Source organism: Micromonospora sp. NPDC002296, assembly GCF_040296145.1.
In the GTDB taxonomy this organism is placed as follows: domain Bacteria; phylum Actinomycetota; class Actinomycetes; order Mycobacteriales; family Micromonosporaceae; genus Micromonospora.
Window position 1 is genome coordinate 65,663 of the sequence record NZ_JBEOWQ010000015.1, and the last position, 24,980, is coordinate 90,642.

Annotated in this window: 16 protein-coding genes; 13 read left to right on the forward strand and 3 right to left on the reverse strand. The window is 73.8% G+C overall.

The genetic code is table 11. The features are described from left to right. Position 1: 1 nt before the first annotated feature. Both ABT023_RS14735 and ABT023_RS14740 read left to right on the forward strand, forming a co-directional pair. The gene (locus ABT023_RS14735) at positions 2-856 is read left to right on the forward strand and encodes a class II fructose-bisphosphate aldolase (protein ID WP_350885504.1); all 855 of its coding nucleotides are present in this window, start codon (positions 2-4) and stop codon (positions 854-856) included. Next, positions 853-1,806, forward strand: coding sequence for an NAD(P)-dependent oxidoreductase (locus ABT023_RS14740; protein ID WP_350885506.1), 954 nt, complete (start codon positions 853-855; stop codon positions 1,804-1,806). Before ABT023_RS14735 ends, ABT023_RS14740 begins: the two co-directional genes overlap by 4 nt. Here ABT023_RS14740 and ABT023_RS14745 read toward each other — a convergent pair. Beyond that, positions 1,797-2,516, reverse strand: coding sequence for a SigB/SigF/SigG family RNA polymerase sigma factor (locus ABT023_RS14745; RefSeq protein WP_502890678.1), 720 nt, complete (start codon positions 2,514-2,516; stop codon positions 1,797-1,799). The two genes, ABT023_RS14740 and ABT023_RS14745, sit on opposite strands and share 10 nt — an antisense overlap. Before the next feature lie 451 nt (positions 2,517-2,967). Here ABT023_RS14745 and ABT023_RS14750 point away from each other — a divergent pair, with 451 nt between their 5' ends. After that, complete coding sequence (locus ABT023_RS14750) at positions 2,968-3,453, forward strand: hypothetical protein (RefSeq protein ID WP_350885509.1); 486 nt, start codon at positions 2,968-2,970, stop codon at positions 3,451-3,453. Between the two features lie 187 nt (positions 3,454-3,640). Then, on the forward strand, positions 3,641-4,999 hold the full coding sequence (locus ABT023_RS14755) for an FAD-dependent oxidoreductase (protein WP_350885511.1): 1,359 nt from the start codon (positions 3,641-3,643) through the stop codon (positions 4,997-4,999). 70 nt (positions 5,000-5,069) lie between these two features. Here the strand turns inward: ABT023_RS14755 and ABT023_RS14760 are convergent, their stop codons facing one another. Further along, positions 5,070-6,281, reverse strand: a complete 1,212-nt coding sequence (locus ABT023_RS14760; protein ID WP_350885513.1) for an MFS transporter — start codon at positions 6,279-6,281, stop codon at positions 5,070-5,072. 580 nt (positions 6,282-6,861) lie between these two features. Here ABT023_RS14760 and ABT023_RS14765 point away from each other — a divergent pair. From ABT023_RS14765 to ABT023_RS14800, 8 genes are all read left to right on the forward strand, one after another. Next, the gene (locus ABT023_RS14765) at positions 6,862-7,617 is read left to right on the forward strand and encodes a LuxR C-terminal-related transcriptional regulator (protein WP_350885515.1); all 756 of its coding nucleotides are present in this window, start codon (positions 6,862-6,864) and stop codon (positions 7,615-7,617) included. Between the two features lie 5 nt (positions 7,618-7,622). Beyond that, a complete protein-coding gene (locus ABT023_RS14770; protein ID WP_350885517.1) occupies positions 7,623-8,462 on the forward strand; it encodes an aminoglycoside phosphotransferase family protein in 840 nt (279 codons plus the stop codon). A 187-nt stretch (positions 8,463-8,649) separates the two neighbouring features. Then, on the forward strand, positions 8,650-11,877 hold the full coding sequence (locus ABT023_RS14775) for a non-ribosomal peptide synthetase (protein ID WP_350885519.1): 3,228 nt from the start codon (positions 8,650-8,652) through the stop codon (positions 11,875-11,877). Beyond that, positions 11,870-14,140 (forward strand): beta-ketoacyl synthase N-terminal-like domain-containing protein, encoded by a 2,271-nt coding sequence (locus ABT023_RS14780; protein WP_350885521.1) that lies wholly within the window; start codon positions 11,870-11,872, stop codon positions 14,138-14,140. Before ABT023_RS14775 ends, ABT023_RS14780 begins: the two co-directional genes overlap by 8 nt. Continuing rightward, the gene (locus ABT023_RS14785) at positions 14,140-14,406 is read left to right on the forward strand and encodes a phosphopantetheine-binding protein (protein ID WP_350885523.1); all 267 of its coding nucleotides are present in this window, start codon (positions 14,140-14,142) and stop codon (positions 14,404-14,406) included. Before ABT023_RS14780 ends, ABT023_RS14785 begins: the two co-directional genes overlap by 1 nt. Continuing rightward, positions 14,406-17,837, forward strand: coding sequence for a non-ribosomal peptide synthetase (locus ABT023_RS14790; protein ID WP_350885525.1), 3,432 nt, complete (start codon positions 14,406-14,408; stop codon positions 17,835-17,837). The genes ABT023_RS14785 and ABT023_RS14790 overlap by 1 nt, the downstream gene beginning before the upstream one ends. After that, positions 17,834-20,722 carry a type I polyketide synthase gene (locus ABT023_RS14795; protein ID WP_350885527.1) on the forward strand — a complete coding sequence of 963 codons (2,889 nt, stop codon included), beginning with the start codon at positions 17,834-17,836 and terminating at the stop codon, positions 20,720-20,722. The genes ABT023_RS14790 and ABT023_RS14795 overlap by 4 nt, the downstream gene beginning before the upstream one ends. Beyond that, on the forward strand, positions 20,719-22,773 hold the full coding sequence (locus ABT023_RS14800) for a non-ribosomal peptide synthetase (protein ID WP_350885529.1): 2,055 nt from the start codon (positions 20,719-20,721) through the stop codon (positions 22,771-22,773). Before ABT023_RS14795 ends, ABT023_RS14800 begins: the two co-directional genes overlap by 4 nt. Before the next feature lie 106 nt (positions 22,774-22,879). Here the strand turns inward: ABT023_RS14800 and ABT023_RS14805 are convergent, their stop codons facing one another. Beyond that, complete coding sequence (locus ABT023_RS14805) at positions 22,880-23,863, reverse strand: GlxA family transcriptional regulator (protein WP_350885531.1); 984 nt, start codon at positions 23,861-23,863, stop codon at positions 22,880-22,882. A 110-nt stretch (positions 23,864-23,973) separates the two neighbouring features. Between ABT023_RS14805 and ABT023_RS14810 the strand changes: the two genes are divergently transcribed. Beyond that, entirely contained in the window at positions 23,974-24,909 is a 936-nt protein-coding gene (locus tag ABT023_RS14810; protein ID WP_350885533.1) for an NADP-dependent oxidoreductase, read from the forward strand. Positions 24,910-24,980: the final 71 nt, after the last annotated feature.

A 24,980-nucleotide genomic window follows, 5' to 3' on the forward strand; every position in this document is an offset into this window, starting at 1 on the left:
CATGCCCCTCGCCGACCCTCGCCCACTCCTCGCCGCCGCCCGCAAGGCGCGGCACGGCGTCGGGGCGTTCAACGCCACCCTGCTGGAGCACGCCGAGGCGCTGGTCACCGGCGCCGAGGCGGCCCGCGCGCCGCTGGTGTTGCAGATCAGCGAGAACGCGGTCCGCTACCACGGCGGCCTGCGCCCCCTCGCGCTGGCCGCGCGGGCGCTCGCCGAGGCGGCGACCGTCCCCGTCGTGCTGCACCTCGACCACGCCGAGGACGTCGACCTCGTCCACCAGGCGGTGGATCTCGGCTTCACCTCCGTCATGTTCGACGGCTCCCGGCTGCCCGACGACGAGAACCGGGCCGCCACCCGCCGGATCGTCGCGCACTGCCACGCCCGCGACGTCGCGGTCGAGGCGGAACTCGGTGAGGTCGGCGGCAAGGACGGCGTGCACGCCCCGGGGGTGCGGACCGACCCTGGCGAGGCCCGCAGGTTCTGCGAGGAGACCGGCGTCGACTCGCTCGCCGTCGCGGTCGGCACCTCCCACGCGATGGCGTCCCGCGACGCGGTGGTCGACCTGGAACTGGTCGCCGCGATCTCCGAGCTGGTGCCGGTGCCCCTGGTGCTGCACGGTTCCTCCGGCGTCGACGACGCGACCCTGCGGGCCGTGGTGACCCGGGGGATGACGAAGGTCAACATCGCCACCCATCTCAACAAGGTGTTCACCCGGGTGGTGCGCGAGCGGCTCGACGCGGACCCCAGGCTGCTGGACGCGCGCAAGTACGTCGCGCCGGCCCGCGACGCGATGGCGTCCGAGGTGGAGCGCCTGATCACGCTGCTCGGCCCGCAGACACCGCAGGTGCTGTCGTGACCGCGCCCCGGATCCTCGTCACCCCCCGGTCGATGTCGGCACCGGGCTCGGCCGCCGTCGACCGGCTCCGGGCCGCCGGCTTCACCGTCGTGGCACCCGCCCCGGGGCGGCAGCCCACCGGCGCGGAACTCGCCGCCGCGCTGCCCGGCGTCGTCGGCTGGATCGCCGGCGTCGAGACGATCGACGCGGGCGTCCTGGCCCACGCCGACGCCCTGCGGGTGATCAGCCGCAACGGCGCCGGCCGCGACGCCATCGACGGTACGGCCGCCGACGCGGCCGGCGTCCAGGTGCTCACCGCCCGGGGCGCCAACGCCCAGGGCGTCGCCGAACTCGCCCTCGCGCTCGCCCTCATGGGCCTGCGCGGCCTGCCCGAGGCCAGCGCCGCCCTGCGCGCCGGCCACTGGCGGCGCGGCACCGGGCGGGAGGCCGCCGGGCGTACCCTCGGCGTGGTCGGTCTCGGCGCGATCGGGCGCCGCCTCGCCCACCTGGCGGGCGGCCTCGGCATGCGGGTCGTGGCGCACGATCCGTTCGTCAGCGACGGCGGCGACGTGGCGCTGCTGCCGCTGGAGGCGCTGCTGCGCACCAGTGAGGTCGTGTCGCTGCACGTCCCGCCGTCACCGGCCGGGCCGCTGCTCGGCTCCGCCGAACTCGCCCTGCTCCGCGACGACGCCGTCCTGCTCAACACCGCACGCTCGACCCTGGTCGACGAGGTGGCCCTGCTGGCGGAGCTGGAGTCCGGCCGGATCGCGCTGTACTCGGTCGACGCGTTCGACCGCGAACCGCCGGAGCCGTCGGCCCTGCTCGCCCATCCCCGGGTGGTGCCGACGCCACACCTCGGCGCTTCGACGACCGAGAGCGTCCGCCGGGCGTCGGACGCCGCGGTGGAGAATCTGCTCGCCGCCCTCGGCGTCGCCGCTGAACCGCCGCACGGGCCGGAGGGTCAGGCGTAGTCCTCGGCGAGCTGGCCGCGCAGCTGGGCGAGCGCTCGGGTGATGAGCCGGGAGACGTGCATCTGTGAGACGCCGATCCGGCCGGCGATCTGGGCCTGGGTCAGGTTGCCGTGGAAACGCATGCTCAGGATCCTGCGTTCGCGTTCCGGCAGCGTGGCGAGGGCCGGGCCGAGGGCGACGCGGATCTCGGCCAGGTCGAGGCCGTGGTCGTTGACGCCCAGGGTGTCGCCGAGTTCCCTGCTGCCGTCGGCCCCGATCGGGGTGGACAGCGAGGTGGCCCGGTAGGCCCGGGCCCCTTCCAGTCCTTCCAGGACCGTCTCCTCGGTCAGGTCGAGGTAGGTCGCGATGTCGGCCACGGTCGGCGAGCGCCTCAACGTCTGGGTGAGGGTGCTGTTCGCCTCGCTGATCGTCAGGCGTAGTTCCTGCAGGCGGCGGGGCACCCGCACGGCCCAGGTGCGGTCACGGAAGTACCGCTTGATCTCGCCGATGATGGTGGGGATGGCGTATCCGGTGAAGTCGACGCCCCGGGTGGGGTCGAAGTTGTCGACGGCCTTGATGAGCCCGACCGCGGCGGTCTGGGCCAGGTCCTCGTCGTGTGCGCCGCGTCCGGCGTAGCGGCGTGCCAGGTGGCGGGCGAGTGGCAACCACGCCTCGATGGCGCGTTCCCGCAGGGCCGGTCGGCGGGGGTCGTCGGCCGGGGTGGCGGCCATCGAGGCCAGAAGGTTGTCGGCGCTGTCGGCGTTCTGCGCGCTGCTTCGTCGGCCGAGGCGGGTGCTGGTCGACGGTTCGAGGGTGGTGGACATGGGGTGGTCCTTCCGCACGTGCCCGTGGATCGGATCGACCGGAAGATCTCCGAACCGGCTGTCGCCGGAGCACACGTACGGGCGGGTGCGCTGTCGCAAGGCCACGATCACGGGCCTCGCCACCGCGTCATGTCGTCCAGTTGATGCCGCGAACACTACCCGAAGGATTGGCTAATTACTAGCCGAACGGACGATGCGGGATGGATGTGCCCTTCGCCCGGTCAGGTGTCGGATCTCGGGCAACGAGGGTTGGCGGGGCCTGGCCGGCGGCGCTCCGCCGATCGGTGTCCAACTCGTGCCCGCTTCGTGATCATCGGCGGCTCTGCCGGAGTGTGCGGGGCCGTGCCAGGATGTGGCGGTGTCGTACCCTCCTCATCCGTCGTACCCACCCATGCCCGGCGCCGTCACGCCGCTGATGGCCTACCCACACCCGATTTCGCCGCCCCCGGGCCACGCGGTGCTGGCCGTCTCGGTCAACCGCGGGCCGTACATCGTGCCCGCCCCGACCACCAGCAAATTCAAGATCGACCGCCAGGCGGTGCCGATCCCCGGTGAGGGCACCTGGTACGTGGCCGTCCCGGCGGGGCCGCACGACGTCCGCTACACCGACTTCATGGGCATCCCCGTCATGACCACCGCGCTCGTCGCCCACCCCGGGGCCCTGCACGCCCTGTCGTTCCGCTTCGGCGGTTGGCGCAACCGCGTCCACGACGGGAACGGCACCGACGTGACGAAGTTCGGCATGTGGTCGAACTACAGCGTCCTGCTCGTCACGCTGGTCGTGTTCGGGCTGCTCTGCTGCGGCGGCGCCGGGCTCGTCGCCTCGCTCTCCACCTCGCCCTGACCACCTCGCCGCCGGCCACTGAGGACAGCTTTCGTCCGAACCGGGCGCCGTCCTCGGTGGCCGGCCCGGATCTTTCGCGGATCAGCTTCGGCGAAAGGCCGGCCGACTGTGCGGGAGTCCGGGCCGTCGAGCCGGTTGCGCAATCTGGAAGAGGACCGGCGCGCCTCGGTCGCCTACCGTCTCGACCATGGGCCGCGCAGGCAACGCCGTGGTACTGGGTGCCAGCATGGGCGGGCTGATCGCCGCCCGGGTGCTCAGCGACGCGTACGACACCGTCACGATCGTCGACCGCGACATCCTGCCCGAGGCGCCGGCGCCGCGGCGCGGGGTGCCCCAGTCGCGTCAGCTGCACGTTCTGCTGGCCCGCGGGCGGCAGGCGCTCGACGAGCTGTTCGACGGTCTCAGCGACGAGCTGCACGCGGCCGGCGCACCCCTCGTCGACCTCAACGGGCAGGTGCACTGGTGCAACGACGGCTACCCGATGCGCCGCTCCCCGTCCCAGCTCATCGGCGTGGGGGTCAGCCGCCCCCTGCTGGAGCGCACGGTGCGGGCCCGGGTGGAGAAGCTGGGGAACGTCCGTTTCCAGCCTCCTGCGGAGGCGACCGGTCTGCTGAGCACCGACGACCGTCGCCGGATCACCGGTGTCCTGGTGACGCCGCGCGACGGGGCGGCCTACCGGCTCGACGCCGATCTGGTGGTCGACGCCTGCGGCCGGGCGTCGCGTACCCCGGGGTGGCTGACCGCGCTCGGCTGCCCGGCCCCGCAAGAACAGCGGGTCGCGGTCGACGTCACCTATGTCACCCGCAACTACGAGCGCGACCCCCGCCACCTCGACGGCCTCCTCGGCGCGCTGACCAACGCCGTTCCGGGGCGTCCGCGCACCGGCATCGTCGCCGCCCAGGAGAATGGCCGCTTCGGGGTGGCCCTCGCCGGGGTGCTCGGCGAGCAGCCGCCGCTGGACGACGAGGGCTACGCACGGTTCGCCGAGTCGCTGGGTCTGCCGCTGATCAGCCGGTTGGTGCGCGAGGCCACCCCCGTCGGCGAACCGGCCCTGATGCGCTATCCGGCGAGCGTCCGGCGGCGCTACGAGCGGCTGCGCCGCTTTCCGCTCGGCTACCTGGTGTTCGGGGACGCCCTGTGCAGCTTCAACCCCGTCTACGGTCAGGGAATGACGGTCGCGGCCACCGAGGGCCTGCTGCTGCGGACCCTGCTGGCGGGCGACCGGGACCGGCTGTGGCGGCGGTTCTTCCGCGGGGCCAGCAAGCTCATCGACGGCCCGTGGTCCATCGCGGTCGGCACGGATCTGCGCTTCCCCGAGGTGGACGGGCGCCGGACGGTGCGGGTGCGGCTCGTCAACGCGTACGTGCACCGGCTCCATGCCGCCGCCCGCACCGACGCGGTGCTCGGCACCGCCTTCCTGCGGGTCCTCAACCTCGTCGACCCGCCGCACCGGCTGCTGCGTCCGGCGATCGTGCGTCGGGTGCTGCGGGGCGGGGCCTCGCGGTCCGCGCGGGGTGCCCGGCCCGCAGCCGCCCCGGGGACCTGATCCCGGCCGCGACCGTCCGTAGGGTGCCCGGCCCGTCGGCCGGGATGGTCCCGGCCGACGGTGCGGGGCCCTACGGGCTGGTCGCGGAGGCTGCCGCCCGGACGAGCGTGACCTCGCCGCGGCGCGCGACCGGGACGATCAGCGCCGACGCGGCCAACGCGGCCACCGCGATGCCGAGCCAGCCCCAGAAGCCGAAGGCGATGACCAGGCCGGACAGCACGGCCGGGCCGATGATGTTCTGCGTGATCACGTGTAGGTCGAACGCGCCGAGGTACTCGCCCTGGGCGTGCTCCGGGGCGAGCCCGAAGGCGAGGCCCCACCCCGAGGCTGCCTGCATCACCTCGGCCACCGACAGGATCAGCACCGCGGCGACGATCGCGACGGACACCAGCACGACGTCGTCGTTGAGGGCGGTCACCGCGATGACGGCGCATCCGCCGGCCAGCCAGTAGCCGGAGCGCCGGGCGAGCCTGCCGGCACCGTCCACGGTGTCCGCGCCACGGCTGGCCCGCACCTGGAACAGGATGACGAACACCGTGTTGAAGATGAGCAGCAGCGGGATCAGGAAGTGCGGCAGCGAGGTGCGGTTGAGTGCCCACAGCGGCATCGTGACCAGGATGACGGTGACGTGGGAGGCGAGCACCGTCGAGACGCCGACGACGGAGAGGAAGCGCGGGTCGCGTACGGCGGCGAAGCGCTTGAAGCCCACCGGAACGGGACGCGACGGCGTGTCGGGCAGGCGGGTGACCAGCAGCGCGGCGCTGGCCATCAGCGCGGCGGTGGTGAGCGGGATCAGCACGAGCAGCCGCTGGCTGAGCGCGGCGACGGCAGCCACGCCGATGCCGATGCTGAAACCGATGTTGAACACCGACCGCATCATGGCCTTGAGCTTGACCCGTTCCTCGGCGGGCACGAGGTTGCCGACGAGCGCCCCGTTGGTCGGGCCGGTGCCGTACTCGATGAAGCCGACGGCGACCACCAGGGCGAAGAAGTGGACCGCGTTGTCCACCAGGGCGTAGAGCCCGAATCCCACCGCCAGCGCGGCGAACAGCATGACGAGCAGCCGGCGCGCGCCCACCCGGTCGGCGATCACGCCGAACAGGACCGATGAGATGAAGGCGGACATGCCCGCCGCGGACAGGCCCAGACCGACCTGCTTGGGGTCGAGTCCGACGCGGAGCGTGAAGTAGACGACACTGCCGCTGAGAAAGACTCCCTTGCCGATCGATTCGGCCAGCCGGATCGCGATCAGTTTCCTGCGTAGCGGATCGGTCGGTACCAAACGGGTTCCGGAATCAATCAATCGCGAAAAGGGCATATTCGCACATCCTGGTGTGGGGGAGCGGTCGGCGTCAATCATCGCGGTGGCGGGGCAGGGCGGGACAGGGCGTTCGGTGGGCCGGGGGTGGGACGAATTCCTGGGTCGATCGGGACAGCTGCCCGTGGACGCCCGGAGCTCGGTGGGCTAGTCGTGCGGCCCGACCAGGGCGGGCGTCCTGGGTCGTGCGAGGCGTTGAGCAGGGGGCCCTGGGTTTCGTCCCGGCCCTCCGGTCCGTTGTGGGCCGTTTCGTCGTCGAGAAGCTTCCTTCGATCGCTCATATTGATTTGATCGCTGCAATTGCGTCAGAAGATGGACATGGATACCGTACGGCTAAGTACGCGTGTTCTTCTGTTGGTGGTCATCAAATGTTCACGCCGATGCGGAGTCGGCTATTCCGCGACGCCTCCACCGAAGGGAGGCGTCGCGGGCCAGTTAGGACGGGTGAGGTGTTGTGATGGTCAGCGTGGGCTCGACCACCGAACTGGCTCCTACGATGAGGCGGGAGCCAGGAGGTGTCGCGTACGAGGCAGTATCCCGTGCTGTGACAGTTGTGCTGGCCGATGCCCAGCCGGTGGTGCGCAAGGGCCTGCGTGCCCTGCTGTCCTCCTCGGCCGAGGTCGCCGTGGTCGCCGAGGCGGGTACCGCGCGGGAGGCGATGAAAGGGGCGGCGGCGCTGCGCCCCGACGTGCTCGTGCTCGACATCGAGCTGCCGGACTTCCAGGCGGGCGTGACGCTGCAGGAGATCGCCCGGCTCTCGCCCTCGACCGCGGTGCTGGTCTTCACCGCGGTCGAGGACGAGGGGTCGGTCTTCGCGGCCATGCGCGCCGGCGCGCGGGGCTACGTGCTCAAGAGCTGCCCGGGCGACGGCATCGTGCGGACGATCCGGGGCCTCGCGACGGGCGAGGTGATCCTTGGACCCAGGGTGGCCGATCAACTCATCGCGAAGCTCGGCCGGGAGCCCCGCAACCAGCAGCTCTTCCCGGAGCTGACGACGCGCGAGCGCCAGGTGCTGGAGCTGATCGCTTCGGGCATGCGCAACGGGGCGATCGCCACGCAGCTGCACCTGTCGCCCAAGACGGTCAGCAACCACATCTCGACCATCTTCAACAAATTGAACGTGTCGGACCGGTACGAGGCGATCGAGGTCGCCCGAAAGGCCAGGCTGGAGCGCCCCGCGCCGAGTCCCGACCGGGTGTCCGGTGGCAGCGTCCCGCTGGCCCACAGGTGGGGCGCCGCGCCCCTGCCGAAGGTGGGCGACTCCGCCGCGTACGCCGACGCGCGATCGACGGAGAGGTGAGTGGGATGGTCCTTGATCTGGAAGCGATCACGAATCGACTGGAGCCGAGGTTCGGCAAGGCGGCGCACCGCTGGGTCGGCACGTTGCCCCGGCGGCTGGACGAACTCGTCGAGCAGTGGGGGCTCGACCTCGGCGACCAGCTCAAGTCCGGCAACTCCTCGGTGGTGTTCCGGTGCCGGGGCCCGCAGGGCGACGCGGTGCTGAAGCTGTCACCCGACAGCTACGCCGTGCGGGAGGAGGTCGACATGCTGCGCCAGTTCGCGGCCAGCGGGCGGGTGCCGGCGGTGCTGGCGACGGCCAAGGGCGCGGTGCTGCTCGAATCGATCCACCCGGGCACGTTGGTGGAGAAGATGCCGCAGCCGCCCTCGCCGGCGGAGTACGCCGCGTTCCTCAACGACCTGCACGGCGTCGGGGACCCGGCGGCCTCGCCGCGGCGGCTGGAGGACTGGATCGACGTGCTGTTCAACTCGGCGGTGCGGCGGGGCGCCGACCTCACCGGGTCGAAGCGGCTGCGCGACGACCTGTTCGCGGCACCCACCGACACCGTGCTGCTGCACGGCGACCTGCACCTGGGCAACGTGCTCAGCGGCGGTGCGAAGGGCCTGGTGGCCATCGACCCGATGGCCTGCGCCGGTGACCCCTGCTTCGACGCGGTCGACTACGTGCTGGAGGGTCTGGACCGTGCGGAGATGGTGCGCCGGCGTGACGAGTTGGCCGCGGCGGCCGGCATCGACGTGGAGCGGCTCGACATGTGGTGCCGGGTGACCGCCCCGATCGGGGCGACGTACGTCAGCAACCCGGGGCACTCCGCGGAGCTGGCCGCCTTCGGCCGCGGCGAGTACTAGCGACGTTCCCCGGCGGTGCGCGCATCCCGACCGGCCCCCGGTCCGACGGCTGACCCCGTCGGGCCGGGGGCCGGGCCGCATCCGGCGGAGGCATCGAGGTGCCCGGAACGCGACCCGGGAGGATTTCCCCGGGCAGCGGGGAACGATGCTCTGTCGGGTGGGAGGTCCGGCGGACCACGCTCGATCCATGGTTCGTACCGGTCCTGCTTCCTTCGCTCAGGAACGACTCTATTTCCTCAACCAGCTCCAGCCCGGCAACCCGGCGTACGTGGTGGCCTTCGCGGTCCACCTGCACGGCGCGCTGCGGCCCGAGGTGCTGCGCGGGGCGCTGACGCGCGTCGTCGCCCGGCACGACGCGCTGCGCACCACGTTCGCGTTGGTCGACGGTGTGCTCACCCAGCGGGTGTCGCCCACCCCGCACGCGGACATCGACATCCAGGTAAGCGGGTGGGCCGACCGGGACACCCAGGAGACCTTCCTGCACACCCTGGTCGCCGAGCAGGCCCGCCGTCCCTTCGGGCTCGGCGACGGGCCGGTGCTGCGCGCCTTCCTGCGTTCCTGGGGCCCGGACGAGCACACGCTCGCGGTGTTGGTGCACCACATCGCCTGCGACGGCTGGTCGGTGGGCCTGCTGCTGCGGGACCTCGCCGCCGAGTACAACGCCGCGTTGTCCGGACCCGGTGCCGCCGAGTACGCCGAACCGCCGCAGTCCCACCTGACGTACGCGCGGCGGCAGCGCGAGTCCTGGGAGCGCGACAGCTCCGGGCTGGACTTCTGGCGAGCCCGGCTGCGTGACGTCCCGCAGCTCGCGCTGCCCACCGACTTCCCCCGGCCGAGCGTGCTCAGCGCCGACGGCGCGGTGCTCCGCCGCCCCGTCGAGCCCGCGCTGGTCGAGCGGCTCACCGACTGGGCCAGGGCGCGGGGTGCAACGCTGTTCGCGGTGACGCTGGCCGCGTACGCCTCGGTGCTGTCGCGGTACGCGCGCCAGGACGAGGTGGTGATCGGCGTGCCGGTGGCCAACCGGATGGACGAGGCCGAGGAGCGCCTCGTCGGCTGCCTGGTCAACACGCTGCCGATCCGCCTCGACGTGTCCGGCCGGCCGAGCTTCGCCGAACTGGTCGACCGGGCCCGCGGGGCCAGCATGGCCGCGTTCGCCAACCAGGACGTGCCGTTCGAGCAGATCGTGCGGGCCACCGTGGGGGAGCGGCAGCTCAGCCACGCCCCGCTGTTCCAGACCTCCCTGACGGTGCAGAACTTCCCGTTCGCGTTCCCCGAGTTCGACGGGGTGAAGCTGACCGAGGTCGACGTCGAGATCGACGTCACCAAGTTCGACCTGGGCCTGACCCTCGACGTCTCCACCGCCACGCCGTTCCTGCGTGCCGAGTACAGCACCGAACTGTTCACCCCGGCGACCGTCGAGACGCTGCTCAACCACTACCTGACCTTCCTGAGGTCGGTCGTCGACGAGCCGGACGACGAGCCGTCCATGGTGACGGAGGCCGAGCGGCTGCTGCTGACCGAGGGGGTGAATCCGCCGGTCCCGCAGCGGCCGGTCGAGCACCCGTCGGTGCTGCGCCGGTTCGCCGAGCACGTGGCGCACACCCCGGACGCGGTGGCGGTGCGCCACCGGGACGTGGAGGTCACCTACGCCGAGCTGGACCGGTGGGCCGGGCGGATCGCGGCGGGCCTGGCCGATCGGGGCGTACGGCGCGGCGACCGGGTCGGGCTGCTGCTGCGCCGCTCGCCCGCGATCGTCGCGGCGATCCTGGGCGTGTGGAAGCTCGGCGGCGTCTACGTGCCACTGGACCCCGAGTACCCGCAGCAGCGCCTCGAACTGATCACGGCCAACGCCGCGATGCCGTTCATGTTGGTGGAGGCCAGCACCGCCGACACCGCCGGGGCGCTGGCGCAGGACCGCGACATCCGGCTGGCCGACGCGCACACCCTCAACGGGACGTCCGTGGTCGCGGAGACGTTCCCCGGTCCGGACGACCAGGCGTACATCATCTACACCTCGGGCTCCACCGGTGTGCCCAAGGGCGTCATGGTCGGACACGGCGGCCTGGACGCCCTGCACAGCCCGACCCCGGCCGGCCTCGACGTCACCGCCGCCGACGTGTGGCTGGCGGCGAGCTCGTTCTCGTTCGACGCCTCGGTGTGGGAGATGTGGGGCGCGCTGACCACCGGCGGCCGGCTGGTCGTCGCCGACCAGGCCGACCTGGTGGACCGGCAGCGGCTCGCCGCGCTGGTACGGCGCGAGGCCGTCACGGTGGTCTTCCAGACCCCGGGTGCGCTCTACCGGCTGCTGCCCCCGTACCTGCGGCTGCTGGGCGCGCACGAGGTCTCCAGCATCCGCTACGTGGTTCTCGGCGGCGAGGCGCTGAGCTGGTCGCGGGTCACGTCGCTGGTCGCCGGCGCGCCGGGCATGCGCGCGGTGTTCGTCAACATGTACGGCATCACCGAGGGCACCATCCACGTCACGATCTTCGCGGCGCCCGCCGCGGACCTGGCCCGGGTCGGGGAGGGCAACGTCGGTGTGCCGTTGCCGTCGGGGCGCTGCTACGTCCTCGACGACGACCTGCGGCCGACCGGTCTCAACGTGCCCGGCGAGCTGTACTGCGGCGGCGTGCTCGTCGCGCACGGCTACGTGGACAACCCGGAGCTGACCGAGGCGCGCTTCCTGCCCGACCCGTACGGCAGGGGCGTGATGTACCGGACCGGCGACGTGGTCAAGTGGGGCGTCGACGGGAACCTGGTGTACCTCGGCCGCAACGACAACCAGGTGCAGCTGCGCGGCTACCGCGTCGAGCTGGCCGAGGTCGAGGGCGCGTTCCTGACCCACCCGGCGGTGCGTTCGTGCGCCGTGGCGGCGGAGAACGACGAACTGGCCGCCTTCGTCGTCGGCGAGTTCGGCCCGGACGCCGAACGCGAGTTGCGGGCCTACGTGCGGGGGACGCTGCCGGCGTACATGGTGCCGTCGCGGATCCTGACCGTCGCGGCGATCCCGCTGACCACGCACGGCAAGGTGGACACCGCGCGGCTGCTGGCCGACAGCCGCGCCGCGCGCACGGCCGCAGCCCCCGCGGCGCGGCGCGACCTCACCGCCGGCACCGGCCTGGAGGAGCGCATCCGGGCCTGCTGGGGCGAGGTGCTGGACCGGGTCGACATCGGGCTGCACGACAACTTCTTCGACCTGGGCGGGCACAGCTTCACGCTGATCGCGCTGCAACAGCGGCTCTCCGAGGAGGGCCTGGACGTCTCCGTGACGGACCTGTTCCGCTCCGGCACGGTCGCCGGCTGCGCCGCGCACCTGCAACAGGAGGCCCCGGTGCTCGCCGACGCGAAGGCGGCGCAGCGCCGTCAGGGTCGCGCCCTGCTCGCCGACCGGCGCCGCACCGGAGGCGGCCGTGGCTGAACTCGACGACAGCGCGGCGGTGGCGGTGGTCGGCATGGCCGTACGGGCCCCGGGCGCCGAACGCGACCTGGACCTGTTCTGGCACCACGTGGTCGACGGGGTCGACGCGGTCACCTTCTTCACACCCGAGCAGCTCGTCGGCTGGGGCGTGCCGAAGGACGTGGTGGAGCGGCCCGACTTCGTGCCCGCCCGGGCGGTGCTCAGTGGCGCGGACCGCTTCGACCACCGGCTGTTCAGCTACTCGCCGTCGGACAGCGCGCTGATGGATCCACAGCAGCGGATCCTGCTGGAGTGCGCCTGGACCGCGCTGGAGCACGCCGGCTACCCGCCCGTCGCGGCCGACGGCAACCGGATCGGCGTGTACGTCGGCACCGGCCTGAACGTCTACCTGCTCGACAACGTGTGGCCCAACGAACGCGCGGTCGAGGCGGCCGGCGGCCTGGGGCTGATCATCGGCAGCGACAAGGATTTCGCGGCCACCCGGATCGCGTACAAGCTCAACCTGCAGGGTCCGGCGCTGGCCGTGCAGACCGCCTGCTCGACGTCGCTGGTCGCGGTGCACCAGGCGGCACAGGCGTTGCTGACCTACGACGCCGACGTGGCGCTGGCCGGTGCCGCCACGGTTGCCCCGCCGACGCGGCGCGGGCACCTGTACGAGCCCGGCGGGATCTTCTCCGCCGACGGCAGGTGCCGGGCCTTCGACGCCGCGGCCGACGGCACCGTGCCCGGCGACGGCGCGGGCGTGGTGGTGCTCAAGCGGCTCGGGGACGCGCTGCGCGACGGCGACACCGTGCACGCCGTGATCCGCGGCTCCGCGGTCAACAACGACGGCTCCCGCAAGGCGGGCTTCACCGCGCCCGGTCCCACCGGCCAGAGCGGCGTGATCTCGGCGGCGCTGAGCGTGGCCGACGTCGACCCGGATACCGTCGGCCTGATCGAGACCCACGGCACCGGCACCGCGCTCGGCGACCCGATCGAGGTGGCGGCGCTGCGGCAGGTCTTCGACAGCGTTCGGCCCGACCGGCGGCCCTGCGCTCTCGGCGCGGCCAAGTCGGTCGTCGGGCACCTGGACACCGCCGCCGGGGTGATCGGCCTGATCAAGACGGTGCTGGCGCTGAAGCACCGGGTGATCCCGCCGATCGCCCACCTGCGCACGCCCAACCCGGCGGTCGAACTGGACGGTTCGGTGTTCGAGCTGCCGGCGACGGCCCGGCCCTGGGAGCCGATCGACGGCGTACGCCGGGCCGGGGTGAGCGCCTTCGGCATCGGCGGCACCAACGCCCACGTCGTGCTGCAGGAGGCCCCGGCCGTCCGGTCCCGGCCTCGCCGCCACGTCACCGAGCTGGTTCTGGTCTCCGCCAAGACCGCCGCCGTGGCGCAGGACAGCCTGGACCACGCCGTGGCCCACGTGGCCGGGACGACGCCCGGCGAACTGGCCGACCTCGCGTACACGCTGCGGACCGGCCGGGCCGAGCTGCCGTGGCGGGCCGCGTTCCTGACCGGAGCACACGGCTCGCCGGCGACGGTCCGGCAGGCCGGCGCGAAGGGGCGGGCGCGCGGGGTGGCGCTGCACCTCACCGGGGCCGGCGAGCTGACCGGCAACCGGCCCAACTACGACGCCGACCCGGTGTACCGCCGGGTCGTCGACGAGGGCGTGGCGCTGCTGCGCGGTCACGACCTCGACGAGGCCGTCCGGGAGCGCTGCGACCGGCTGCTGGCCTGTGTCGGCCTGGCGCGGTCGCTGCGCAGCCGGGGGCTGGCCCCGCGCGCCGTGGCCGGCGCCGGCATCGGCGCGGTGGCCTGCGCGGTCGTGGCCGGGATCATGTCCGTCGCGGACGCGCTGGGGCTGATCCGCGGCACCGGCGTCGACGGCGTCCGGCTCGGCCCGGCCGACCTGCCCGTCCACGCCTTCGACGGGCAGCCGCTGACCGGCGGCGGCGACCTCGCGTACTGGCGGGCGCGGGCGGCCGAACCGCCCGCGTCGGCGACGCTGCCCGTCGACCTCGACCCGGTGTTCTGGATCGAGGTCGGCACGAGCGTCACCCCACACCTGGGCCCGGACCAGCCCGTGCTGCCCGCCGACCGGCACGCCCGGCTGCTCGCGACCGTCGGCGCGCTGTGGCAACTGGGTGTCATCGGCGCCTGGGACGGCGTGCACGACACCGGACGGCGTCGGCTGCCCGCCCCCACCTACCCCTTCGCGGCCACCCGGCACTACCTGGACGCCCCCGCGACCCACCTGGACACAGAGAGGCACCACTGATGCGCGACGTACACGACCGGACCTGGGTGGCCGAGTTCGAGGAGCTGTGGATGGAGGTGCTCGGCGTCGACACGGTCGACGACGACGACGACTTCTTCGACCTCGGCGGCCACTCGCTCAGCGCCCTGCGGCTGAGCACGCTGATCCGTCAGGAGCTCAACCTCGCGGTGATGTTCGGCCACGTCCTGGAGAACCCCCGCCTCGCCGACCTGCGTGACGTCGCGAGCCAGGTGTCGCCGGACAGGCCCGTGGCGGAGAGCGTGTGATGGCCGCCCGCGACCTCACCACCTGGACGCCGCTCGCCGCACGGGTGCTCGGCCTCACGCCCGAGCACCTGCGCGACGCGGCCGGCACGGAGTCGTTCGTCGCCCTCGGCGGCACCTCGCTACAGGCCATCGCGCTGGTCTCGCTGGGTCAGCGTGAGCTGCGGGCGCACGTGGACAGCGCCCGGCTGCTGTCTGCGCTGCCGCTGGCGCGGGCGCTGGCCGGCGCGGTGGACTACGTGGACACCGCGCCGCCGGTGGCCGCGCGGCGGCCCGCCGAGCTGGAACTGCTGCCCGGCCAGCGGTCCATGCTGGCCGCGCACCTGCTCGACCAGGACGCGCCCTACCACCTGATGTTCACGCTGGAGGCGGACGGGCCGCTCGACGGGGCCCGGACCCGTTCGGCGCTGCGCGAGTTGGCGACCCGGCACGAGGCCCTGCGCACCCGGTTCGTCCGGGACCCGCGTCAGGCCCGGATCGTGCTGCCCGCGCCGTACGAGCCGAGGCTGCTGCACCAGACGCTGCCCGGCGACGACGCGGTACGCGCCGTGCACGAGCTCTACGGCCGGTCGGCCGCGCGGTTGCTGCGCCCCTTCGAACAGCCGCCGGTCGTCTTCGTGCTGACCCGTGCCGGGCGGCGCGACCTGCTCACCATGCTGGTGCACCACACGATCAGCGACGGCTGGAGCGTCGGCGTGCTGTGGCGCGAGTTCGCCGAGCTCTACGCCGGAAACGGCCCGCTGGGCGCCGCGCCGTCGCCGGACTGGGTCGGCTCGCGGCTGGCCGCGCAGGAGGCCTCCGGGGCGCTGGACGGCGCGCTGGCCCGGACGGCGGCCCGGCTGGACGGCGCGCCGTTCACGGTGACGCTGCCCACCGACCTGCCGCCGGTCGTCGAGGCCGACGGTCACGGCGCGCGGCTGCACCTGTACCTCGACGCCGAGGCGGCGCGGGCCGCGACCGAGCTGGCCCGGCACTGCCGGGTGACGGTGACGTCGGTGGCCATGGCGGCGTGGGCACTGGCCGTGTCCCGCCGCGCGGGCCTGACCGACCTGGTGCTCGGGGTGCCGGCGGCGGGCCGGTTCGAGGCGGGCATGGACGACATCGTGGGCCTGTGCACCCGGGTCGTCCCGGTGCGCTGCGGCGCGGCCGACGACGTCGACGTGCGGGACTACGTACGCGGCGTGGCGGCGGCGCTGGCCGAGGCCGCCGCCGACGCCGACGTGCCGTTCGAGCGGGTCGTCTCCGGGCTCGGCGTCGACACCGACCCGGGCCGCAACCCGCTGGCGCAGGTCGGCTTCGCCGCCCACCACGAGCTGGTGCCCGACGAGCTGGCCGCCGGTGGCCGCACCTGGCGGGTGCACGAGGGTCACTGCCACGGCGCGGTGTTCGACGCGCTGCTCTACCTCCAGTCGTGGTCGGGTCGTCCCCGGTTCGCCCTGGAGTACGCGACGTCGGCGCTCACCGCCGCCGACGCCGGGGAGCTGGCCGAGTCGTTCGGGGCGGCGCTGCTGGAGCTGGCCGCCGGTCCGGGCGCGGCCCTGCGCGACGTCACGACCCTGTCGGCTGGGCAGCACGCCCGGCTGCGGGAGCTGGGCGCGGGCGGCTCGTACGACACCTCCGGCGACGTGTGGAGCCGGTTCGCGGCGCACGCGGAGTCGGCGGGCGAGCGGATCGCGCTGGTCGACGCGCACGCCGGGCTCACGCTGACCTACCGTGAGCTGCACGACCATGCCGTCGAGCAGTCGCGGCTGCTGCACGCGCACGGCGTGCGCGCCGGTGACGCGGTGATCCTGGAGCTGCCGCGCTCGGCCGCCGAGGCCGTCGCGGTGCTGGGTGTGCTGCGGCTGGGCGCGTACTACGTCGCGGTCGACCACCTCGCCACCGACGAGTGGCGGGCACACCTGGCCGCAGCCGTCGCGCCACGGGCCCGCCTCGGCGCGGGCCCGCCCGGCCCGCAGTGGTCGGGCGTGGGCGACTGCGCCCCGGCCTGCCTGCGCACGCCGCCGCGGGCCGGGGACGACGCGATCGGGGCCGCCCCGGCCGGCCCGACGCGGGCCGCGTACGTCTCCTTCACCTCGGGCTCGACGGGCGTGCCCAAGGGCGTGGTCGTGCCGCACCGGGCGGTGCTGCGGCTGGCCGACGATCCGCGGCTGTTCGCCGACCGGTCGGGCATGCGGATGATGCGGCTGTCCCCGCTGGCGTTCGACGCGTCCACGCTGGAGCTGCTGGTGCCGCTGGTCAACGGCGACACGGTGGTGGTGTTCCCGCCCGGGGAGCCGACGCCGAGCGGCCTGGCCGAGTTCCTGCCCACCGCCGGGATCACCCACGCCTGGCTCACCTCGGGCGTGTTCCACCTGGTCGCCGACCACCGCCCGGACGGGTTCGCCGGGCTGCGGCAGCTGTTCACCGGGGGCGGCGTGGTCTCACCGGCGCACGTGCGCCGGATGCTGCGGGCCTGCCCGGGGCTGCGGGTCACCAACGGCTACGGCCCCACCGAGAACACCACGTTCACCACGACGTACTCGGTCGACCACGCCGACGCGACGCCGGACCCGCTGCCGATCGGCGCGGCGGTGCACGGCACCGACCTGTACGTCGTCGACCCGTCCGGACGCCTTGTCCCGCCGGGCGCCGTCGGCGAGTTGCAGGCGGCGGGCACCGGGCTCGCCGACGGCTACCTCAACGACGCCGCGCGCACGGACGCGTCGTTCGTGCGGCACGCCGGCCTGGGGGCGCGCCTGTACCGCACCGGGGATCTGGTGCGCTGGGGCGCGGACGGGCAGCTGCGCTTCCTCGGCCGCAACGACCGCCAGGTGAAGATCGCCGGGCACCGGGTGGAGCTGGTCGACGTCGAGCGCAGGCTGCGGGCGCAGCCCGGGGTGCGGGACGCGGTGGTGTTCACCACCGGGGATCCGGCGACCGGCGTACGCCTGTGCGCCGCGCTCAAGCCCGCACCCGACGGACTGGTGGTGGCCGGCGTGCGCCGTGCGGTGGAGGCCGAGCTGCCACCCTACGCCCGGCCGCAGCAGTGGGTGACCGTGGCCGAGTTCCCGCTCGACCGCAACGGCAAGGTCGACCTCAGGGCCCTGGGCGTGCTGGCCGCGGTGCCGCAGCCCGCCGCCGTCACGCCCACAGCAGCGGCGGCGGGGCGGCCGGCGTCGATCCCCGCCCCGAGCTCGGCGTCGGTGGCCGAGTTCGAGGAACTGGTGACGGGGGTTTGGGTGGAGGCGCTGGGCACCGACGACTTCGACGTCGACGAGGCGTTCTTCGACGTCGGCGGGGAGTCGCTGCGGTTGGCGATCGTGCGCCGGCTGCTGCAGGAGCGACTGGCCGGCCGGGCCGTCCCGCTGACCGACCTCTACCGCTTCCCGACCGTCCAGACGCTGGCCAGGCACCTGCACGCACAGACCGAAGGAGTAGGCGCATCCTCATGAACGGCGACATCGCGATCGTAGGCATGGCGGGCCGGTTCCCCGGCGCTGCCGACGTCTGGCAGTACTGGTCCAACGTGGTCGCCGGGACGATCACGATCAGCGAGCTGACCCGCGGCGAGCTGCTGGCCGCGGGCGTGTCCGCCGACCGGCTCGACGACCCGGCGTACGTGCCGGCGCGGGGCGTGCTGGCCGACCCGGACCTGTTCGACGCCGCCTTCTTCGGCATTACGCCACGGGAGGCCGAGACCATGGATCCGCAGCACCGGCTGCTGATGCAGACGGCGTGGGCCGCGTTGGAGTCCGCCGGGCTGGCCGGCCAGCAACCGTTCGGGCGGGTCGGCGTGTTCGCCGGGGCCGGCTTCAACTACTACGCGCTGCACCACGTGTTCACGCAGCCCGGCCTGGTCGAGACCCAGGGGCTGCTGTCGGTCGTGCTGGGCAACGAGAAGGACCATCTGGCGGCGAAGATCGCGTACCGGCTGGACCTGGGCGGCCCGGCGGTCACCGTGCAGACCGCCTGCTCGACGTCGCTGGTGGCGGTGCACCTGGCCTGCCAGAGCCTGCGCACCGGCGACTCGGACGTCGCGCTCGCCGGCGGAGTCTGTGTGGCCGTGCCGCAGCAGGCCGGCTACCTCTACGAGACGAAGGGCATCATGTCGCCCGACGGCACGTGCCGGCCCTTCGACGCCTCGGCCGACGGGACGGTCCCCGGCAACGGCGTCGCCATGGTGGCGCTCAAACGCGCCGAGGACGCCCGCCGCGACGGGGACACCGTGTACGCCCTGATCAAGGGGTCGGCGGTGAACAACGACGGGGGCCTGAAGGTCGGCTACACCGCGCCCGGCGTCGCCGGGCAGATCGACGTGCTGAACCGCGCGTACGCCGCCGCCGGCGTCGACCCCGCGAGCGTCGGTTACCTGGAGGCGCACGGCACCGCCACCGAGGTCGGCGACGCGATCGAGCTGGCGGCGTTGACCGAGGTGTTCCGTCGGGGCGAGCGGCCGTGCTCGATCGGCTCGGTCAAGGCCAACGTCGGACACCTCGACGCGGCGGCCGGTGTCGCGGGCCTCATCAAGGCCACGCTGGCGCTGCACTTCCGGCAGATCCCGCCGCTGGCCGGCCTCAAGCAGGCCCGGCCCGAGCTGCTCGACGGGTCGACCCCGTTCACCGCGGACAGCGTGGCCCGACAGTGGGACACCGCCGGCGGGCCGCGTCGGGCGGCGGTCAGCTCCTTCGGCCTGGGCGGCACCAACGCCCACGTGGTGCTGGAGGAGGCCGACGGGCCGGCCGTGCCCGGTTCCTCCACGGCCGACGGCGACGCCGAGCTGATCGTGCTGTCCGGGCGCAGCCCGGAGGCGGTCCGGGCGGGCGCCGAGCAGCTGAGCGAACACCTGCGGCAGCGCCCCGACCTGGCCGTCGGCGATGTCGCGCTGACGTCGCAGACGTACCGCAGGCACTTCCCGCACCGGCTCGCGGTCGCCGCGCGGGACGTCCCGGCGGCGCTGACCCGGCTGCGCAGGGCACCGGTCCGCGAGGCGGCCCGCCGGCCCAGCGTGGTGTTCCTGTTCCCGGGCCAGGGCGCGGAGTTCCCCGCCATGTCGCGGGGCCTCTACGACCGTTACCCGTCCTTCCGTGCCGACCTCGACCACGGGGCGGGGCTGCTGGCCCCGGACCTGGGGCTGGACCTGCGCGACGTGCTGGTCGACGTCGACCCGCACGGCGTCGTGCACCGCACCGACGTCACCCAGCCCGCGCTGGCGCTGCACGAGCTCGCGCTCGGCAGGCTGCTGGTGTCGTGGGGCGTACGCCCGGCGGCGCTGATCGGCCACTCGATCGGCGAGTTCGCGGCTGCGGCGCTGGCCGGCGAGATGGCCGCCGAGGACATGCTGCGCCTGGTCGTGACCCGCGGCAGGCTGATGCAGGACGCGCCTGAGGGCGGCATGCTGGCCGTGCTCGCGCCGGTGCCCGACCTGGAGGAGCACCTGGCGGGCCTGGACGACCTCGACGTGGCCGCGCGCAACGGCCCCGAGGTCACCGTGGTGGCCGGGCCGGTGGCACAGCTCGCCGCGTTCCGGGAGCGCCTGGCGGCGGCCGAGATCCGCTGCCGGACGTTGCCCGCGCAGCGCGCCTTCCACTCGCGGATGATGGCCGGGGCGGCCCGGCTGCTCGGCGTCGAGGCGGATCGCATCGCCCAGCGACCCCGCACCATCCCGGTGGTCAGCAGCATCGACGGCGGGTTGCTCGGCAAGGGGCTGCCGCGCGCCGAGGGCTACTGGGCCGCGCAACTGCGCAGCCCGGTGCGCTACCACGACGCGCTGCTGACCGGGCTGGGCCTGCCCGATCCGGTCCTGGTCGAGGTCGGGCCGGGCACCGCGCTGACCGGCGCGGCCCGGGAGGCGCCGCAGGACGGGCGGCGGGTACCCGGGTTCGCCCTGCAGCCCCGGCCGACGGAGCGGGCCGACGCCGGTGACGTGCTCGCCGGACTCGGCGGGCTGTGGACCGCCGGCGCGGCCGTGGACTGGGCAGCGGTGCGCGGCGACAGCAGGGCGCGGCGGGTCGCGCTGCCCACGTACCCCTTCGCCCGCACCCGGCACTGGCTCGACGCCGCACCGGCGCGACCGGCCGAGGACCCTCCGCAACCGGCGGCGGACCCCGCCGGTGCCGGCGGGGACGAGGTGCTGAAGGAGATCATTGAGCTGTGGGGCCGGATGCTCGGCTCTCCCGAGATCGGGCCGGACGCGAACTTCTTCACGCTCGGCGGTGAGTCGCTGCTGTTCATCCGCATGATCAGCCAGGTGCAGCGCAGGTTCGGGGTGCGCGTGCAGACGGAGGCGCTGTCCGCCGATCCCACGCCGCGCGTGCTGGCCGGGCTGGTGACGGCATGACCGGCCGTGTCGATCCGACCCTGGCCGCGGCGGTGGCGGCCGTGCTCTGCCACCGCCTGTCGGCCGCGACCTCGGTCGCCGTGCACGGCCCGTGGGGCGACAGCCTGGTGCGGGTCCTCCCGGACAGCACCCTGACCCAGGTACGCGAGCGGACGCGCGGCCCGCAGCCGGGTCCCGCCGTCGTGGTCCCCGCGTCGGACGAGCCCCCGGCGTCCGTGGCGGTGGGCGTCGGGCCGGCGGCGCCCACGACGGGCGGCGCCGGGGCGTCGGCGGTGCTGGGCGGAACACCGGTGTGGTTCGCCCGCGGCCACGGCGATCCCGCACACCTGCAGGAGCGCCTGGACACCCTGCACGCCTGGCTCGCCGCCCACCCGGACCGGCCGGTGCGGGAAGCCGCCCTGGTCGGCCCGGGGGAGCGCAGGACGCTGCTCGGCTTCAACGCCGCGCCGACCCCCGCGCCGCGTACGCCCGTGCACGAGACGATCTGCCGCCAGGCGCAGCTCACCCCCGATGCCGTCGCGCTGCGCGGCGGCGGACGCGACCGCACCTATCGCGAGTTCCTGGACGAGGCGGCGGCGCTGGCGGGGCGGCTGCGCGCCGAGGGCGTGGGACCCGGGTCGGTGGTCGGCCTGTGCACCGAGCGAAGCCCCGAGATGGTGGTCGCGGTGCTCGGCGTCCTGCTGGCCGGCGGGGCGTACCTGCCGCTGGATCCGTCCCACCCGCGCCCCCGGCTGGACCTCATGCTCCGCACGGCCGACGCGGCGCTGGTGCTGGCCGACGACGAGGGGCGGGCCGCGCTGGGCTCCGGCGGGGAGCCGTCCGTGCCCGTACGGCCGCTGGCGGGCGGCGACCTGCCCGCCGCGCCGGTCGACTGGCGCGGCTACCGGGCGCCGGAGGAGGTGGTGCGGGGGCTGTCGTACGTCATCTTCACCTCCGGCTCCACGGGAGCGCCCAAGGGCGTGCAGATGACGCACCTGTCACTGGCCAACCGGCTGGTGTGGATGTGCGACGAGTACCCCATCGGCCCGGGCGACCGGGTGCTGCAGAAGACGCCGTACACCTTCGACGTGTCGGTGTGGGAGCTGTTGTGGGCGTTCATGACCGGCGCGACCCTGGTCACGGCCGAGGCGCAGGCGCACCGCGACCCGCAGGAGATGGTCGAGGTCGTCGCCCGCGAGTCGGTGACCACGGTGCACTTCGTGCCGTCCATGCTCGCCCTGTTCGTCGAGGAGCGCGGGCTGGGCCGGTGCACCGGCCTGCGCCGGGTGATCTGCAGCGGGGAGGCGCTGCCGCCGAAGCTGGTCAACAAGCTCACCACCGCTCTGCCGCAGGTCGAGGTGCACAACCTGTACGGGCCGACCGAGGCGGCGATCGACGTCACCGCCTGGCCGTGTCGGCGGCCCGAACCGGGCGACACGGTCCCCATCGGCCGGCCGATCACGAACGTCGCCGCGTACGTCCTCGACGAGCGCGGCGAACTCGCGCCGCTGGGCGTGCCCGGGGAACTGGTCCTCGGCGGGGACTGCCTGGCCCGGGGGTACGCCGGGCGGCCCGACCTGACCGCGGAGCGGTTCGTCGAGGTCGACGTCGCCGGGTGGCCGCAGCGGGTGTACCGCACCGGTGACCTGGCCTGGTGGTCGCCGAGCGGGCACCTCAACTACGGCGGGCGCATCGACACGCAGGTGAAGATCCGCGGGCAGCGGGTGGAACTCGGCGAGATCGAGTCGGTGCTCAACCGGCACCCGCTCGTCGCCAACAGTGTCGTGCTGCTCCGCGGCGACCTGGGCGCCGCCGCGACCCTGGTGGCGTACCTGGTGGCCGAGCGCGACGCCGACCCACGGCGCCTGGCCGAGCCCGCGCTGCGCGCCCTCATGGCGCAGCAGTTGCCCGACTACATGGTGCCCCTGCGGTACGTGGTCCTCCCGGAGCTGCCGGCGACCGCGAACGGCAAGGTCGACCGGGGTGCCCTGCCCGCCCCGCCGGCCCGGGTTCGCCGGCCGGTCGTGACCGTCGACGCCGCTGTCGGCCTGTCGGACGCCGGGCGTCGATGACCGGACCGTGCAGGCGTCGCGGCCCGCCGCCGCGCCGCCGCGCCGCCGCCCCCGTCGGGCACCGCGACTGTGCGGGTCCTCCCCGGGGGCGGTGCCCGGAAGCCGATCAGCGTGGCGCGCCCGTCGGCGTGGCACGGCCGGCGCGGAACGTGTGGCGGTAGGTCGTCGGCGGCACGCCGATCGCGGCGGTCAGGTGCTGGCGCAGCGAGGCGGCGGTTCCGAACCCGGCCTCGCCGGCGACCCGGTCCACCGGTAGATCGGTCGACTCCAGCAGGCGGCGCGCGTGTGCGACGCGTTGCTGGGTCAACCACTGGCCGGGGGTCGTCCCGACCTCGTCGCGGAAGCGCCGGGAGAACGTTCGCACGCTCATCCGCGCGTGGTCGGCCAGCTCGGACAGGGTCAGCGGTCGATGGAGCCGGTCGAGTGCCCAGTCGCGGGTCATGGACGTGGTGGCCGTCGAGGGCTCGGGCACCGGACGTTCGATGAACTGCGCCTGGCCGCCCTCGCGCCAGGGCGGCACGACGCACAGCCGAGCCACCCGGTTGGCGACCTCGCTGCCGTGGTCGCGGCGAAGGAGGTGCATGCACAGGTCGACCCCGGCGGCGACCCCCGCCGCCGTGAGCACGTCTCCGTCGTCGACGAACAGCACACCGGGATCGACCTTGATCCGGGGGAACATCCGTTGGAAACGGTCGGCCTCGTTCCAGTGCGTCGTCGCGGCGCGGCCGTCCAGGAGGCCGGCGGCGGCGAGGACGTACGACGCGGTGCAGATCGATACGATACGGGCACCCCGCCGGAGACGGGTGAATGCCTCGGCCAGCTCGTCGGGAAGCAGGTTCCGGTCCTCCGGGGGACCGCACACGAACGGGGGGATCACCAGGGTGTCCGCCGTCTCGAAGACCTCGACCCCGTGCCGCACCGCGACGACGAAGTCCGCGCTCGTCGCGACCGGAGCGCCGTCGAGGCTACAGGTGATCACTTCGTAGAGCGGGTCGCCGTCCTCGCCCGTCGCGGTGCCGAAGATCCGCACCGGGATGCTCAACTCGAACGGATAGACACCCTCAAGAGCCAGGACGACGACACGATGCATGGCCAGATCCTGTCACATGTTGGCGATCTGGCCACTCGAAGCGCGTACCCGTCTCCCGCAGTGTTGGCCGTACGCCGATCGGCGACTCGTACGGGAGCAAAGGAAAGATCATGCGTGCTGTCAGTCAGGACTCGCTCGGGGGCCCCGAGGTGTTGAAGGTGGTCGAGGTGGACCGCCCGGAGCCGGGGATCTCGGAGGTGCTCGTCCGGGTCCACGCGGCCGGCGTCAACCCGACCGACTGGTGGCACCGGGCCACCGGGGGGCTGCTGGGCGAGACGCCGGTCAGGCTGGGGTGGGACGTGTCCGGCGTGATCGAGGCGGTCGGGCTCGGTGTGACGATGTTCAGGCCCGGCGACGAGGTGTTCGGCATGCCGCGCCTACCGCAACCGGCGGGCACGTACGCGGAGTACGTGACCTCCCCGGCTCGGCACCTCACCCGTAAGCCGGCCGCGCTCTCCCACGTGGAGGCCGCCGCGCTCCCGGTGGCGGCGCTCACCGCGTACCAGTCGCTGGTCGACAGCGCCGAGGTGCGCCCGGGTCAGCGGGTGCTGGTCCATGCCGCGGCGGGTGGCGTCGGCCACCTCGCCGTCCAGATCGCCAAGGCACACGGCGCGTACGTCATCGGCACCGCCCGCTCGGCCAAGCACGCCTTCGTGTACGGCCTCGGTGCCGACGAGGTCATCGACTACACGCGGGTCGACTTCGCGTCGGCGGTGAGCGACGTCGACATCGTGATCGACACCATCGGGGGCGACTACGGGCCGCGCTCACTCCGGACGCTGCGCGACGGCGGCATCGTGGTGTCGCTCGCTGCGCCGGCGGAGGCCGATCTGGCGGCGAAGGCGCGCGAGCGCGGCGTACGGGCCGGCTTCACGATCGTCGAACCCGATCATGCGGGGATGAGGGCGATCGCCTCGCTCGTCGAGACGGGGCGGCTGCGCCCCGAGATCGAGGTGGTCCTGCCGCTTGAGCAGGTGGCCAGGGCGCACGAGATCGGCGAGACCGGCCGCACGACTGGCAAGATCGTCCTTGCCGTCATCGACTGATCGGGGTCGGGTCCGGGGCGGTCCTCGCCCCGGCCCTCCGGCCCGCTGGTGTCGGGGCCGTTGCAGTCGTC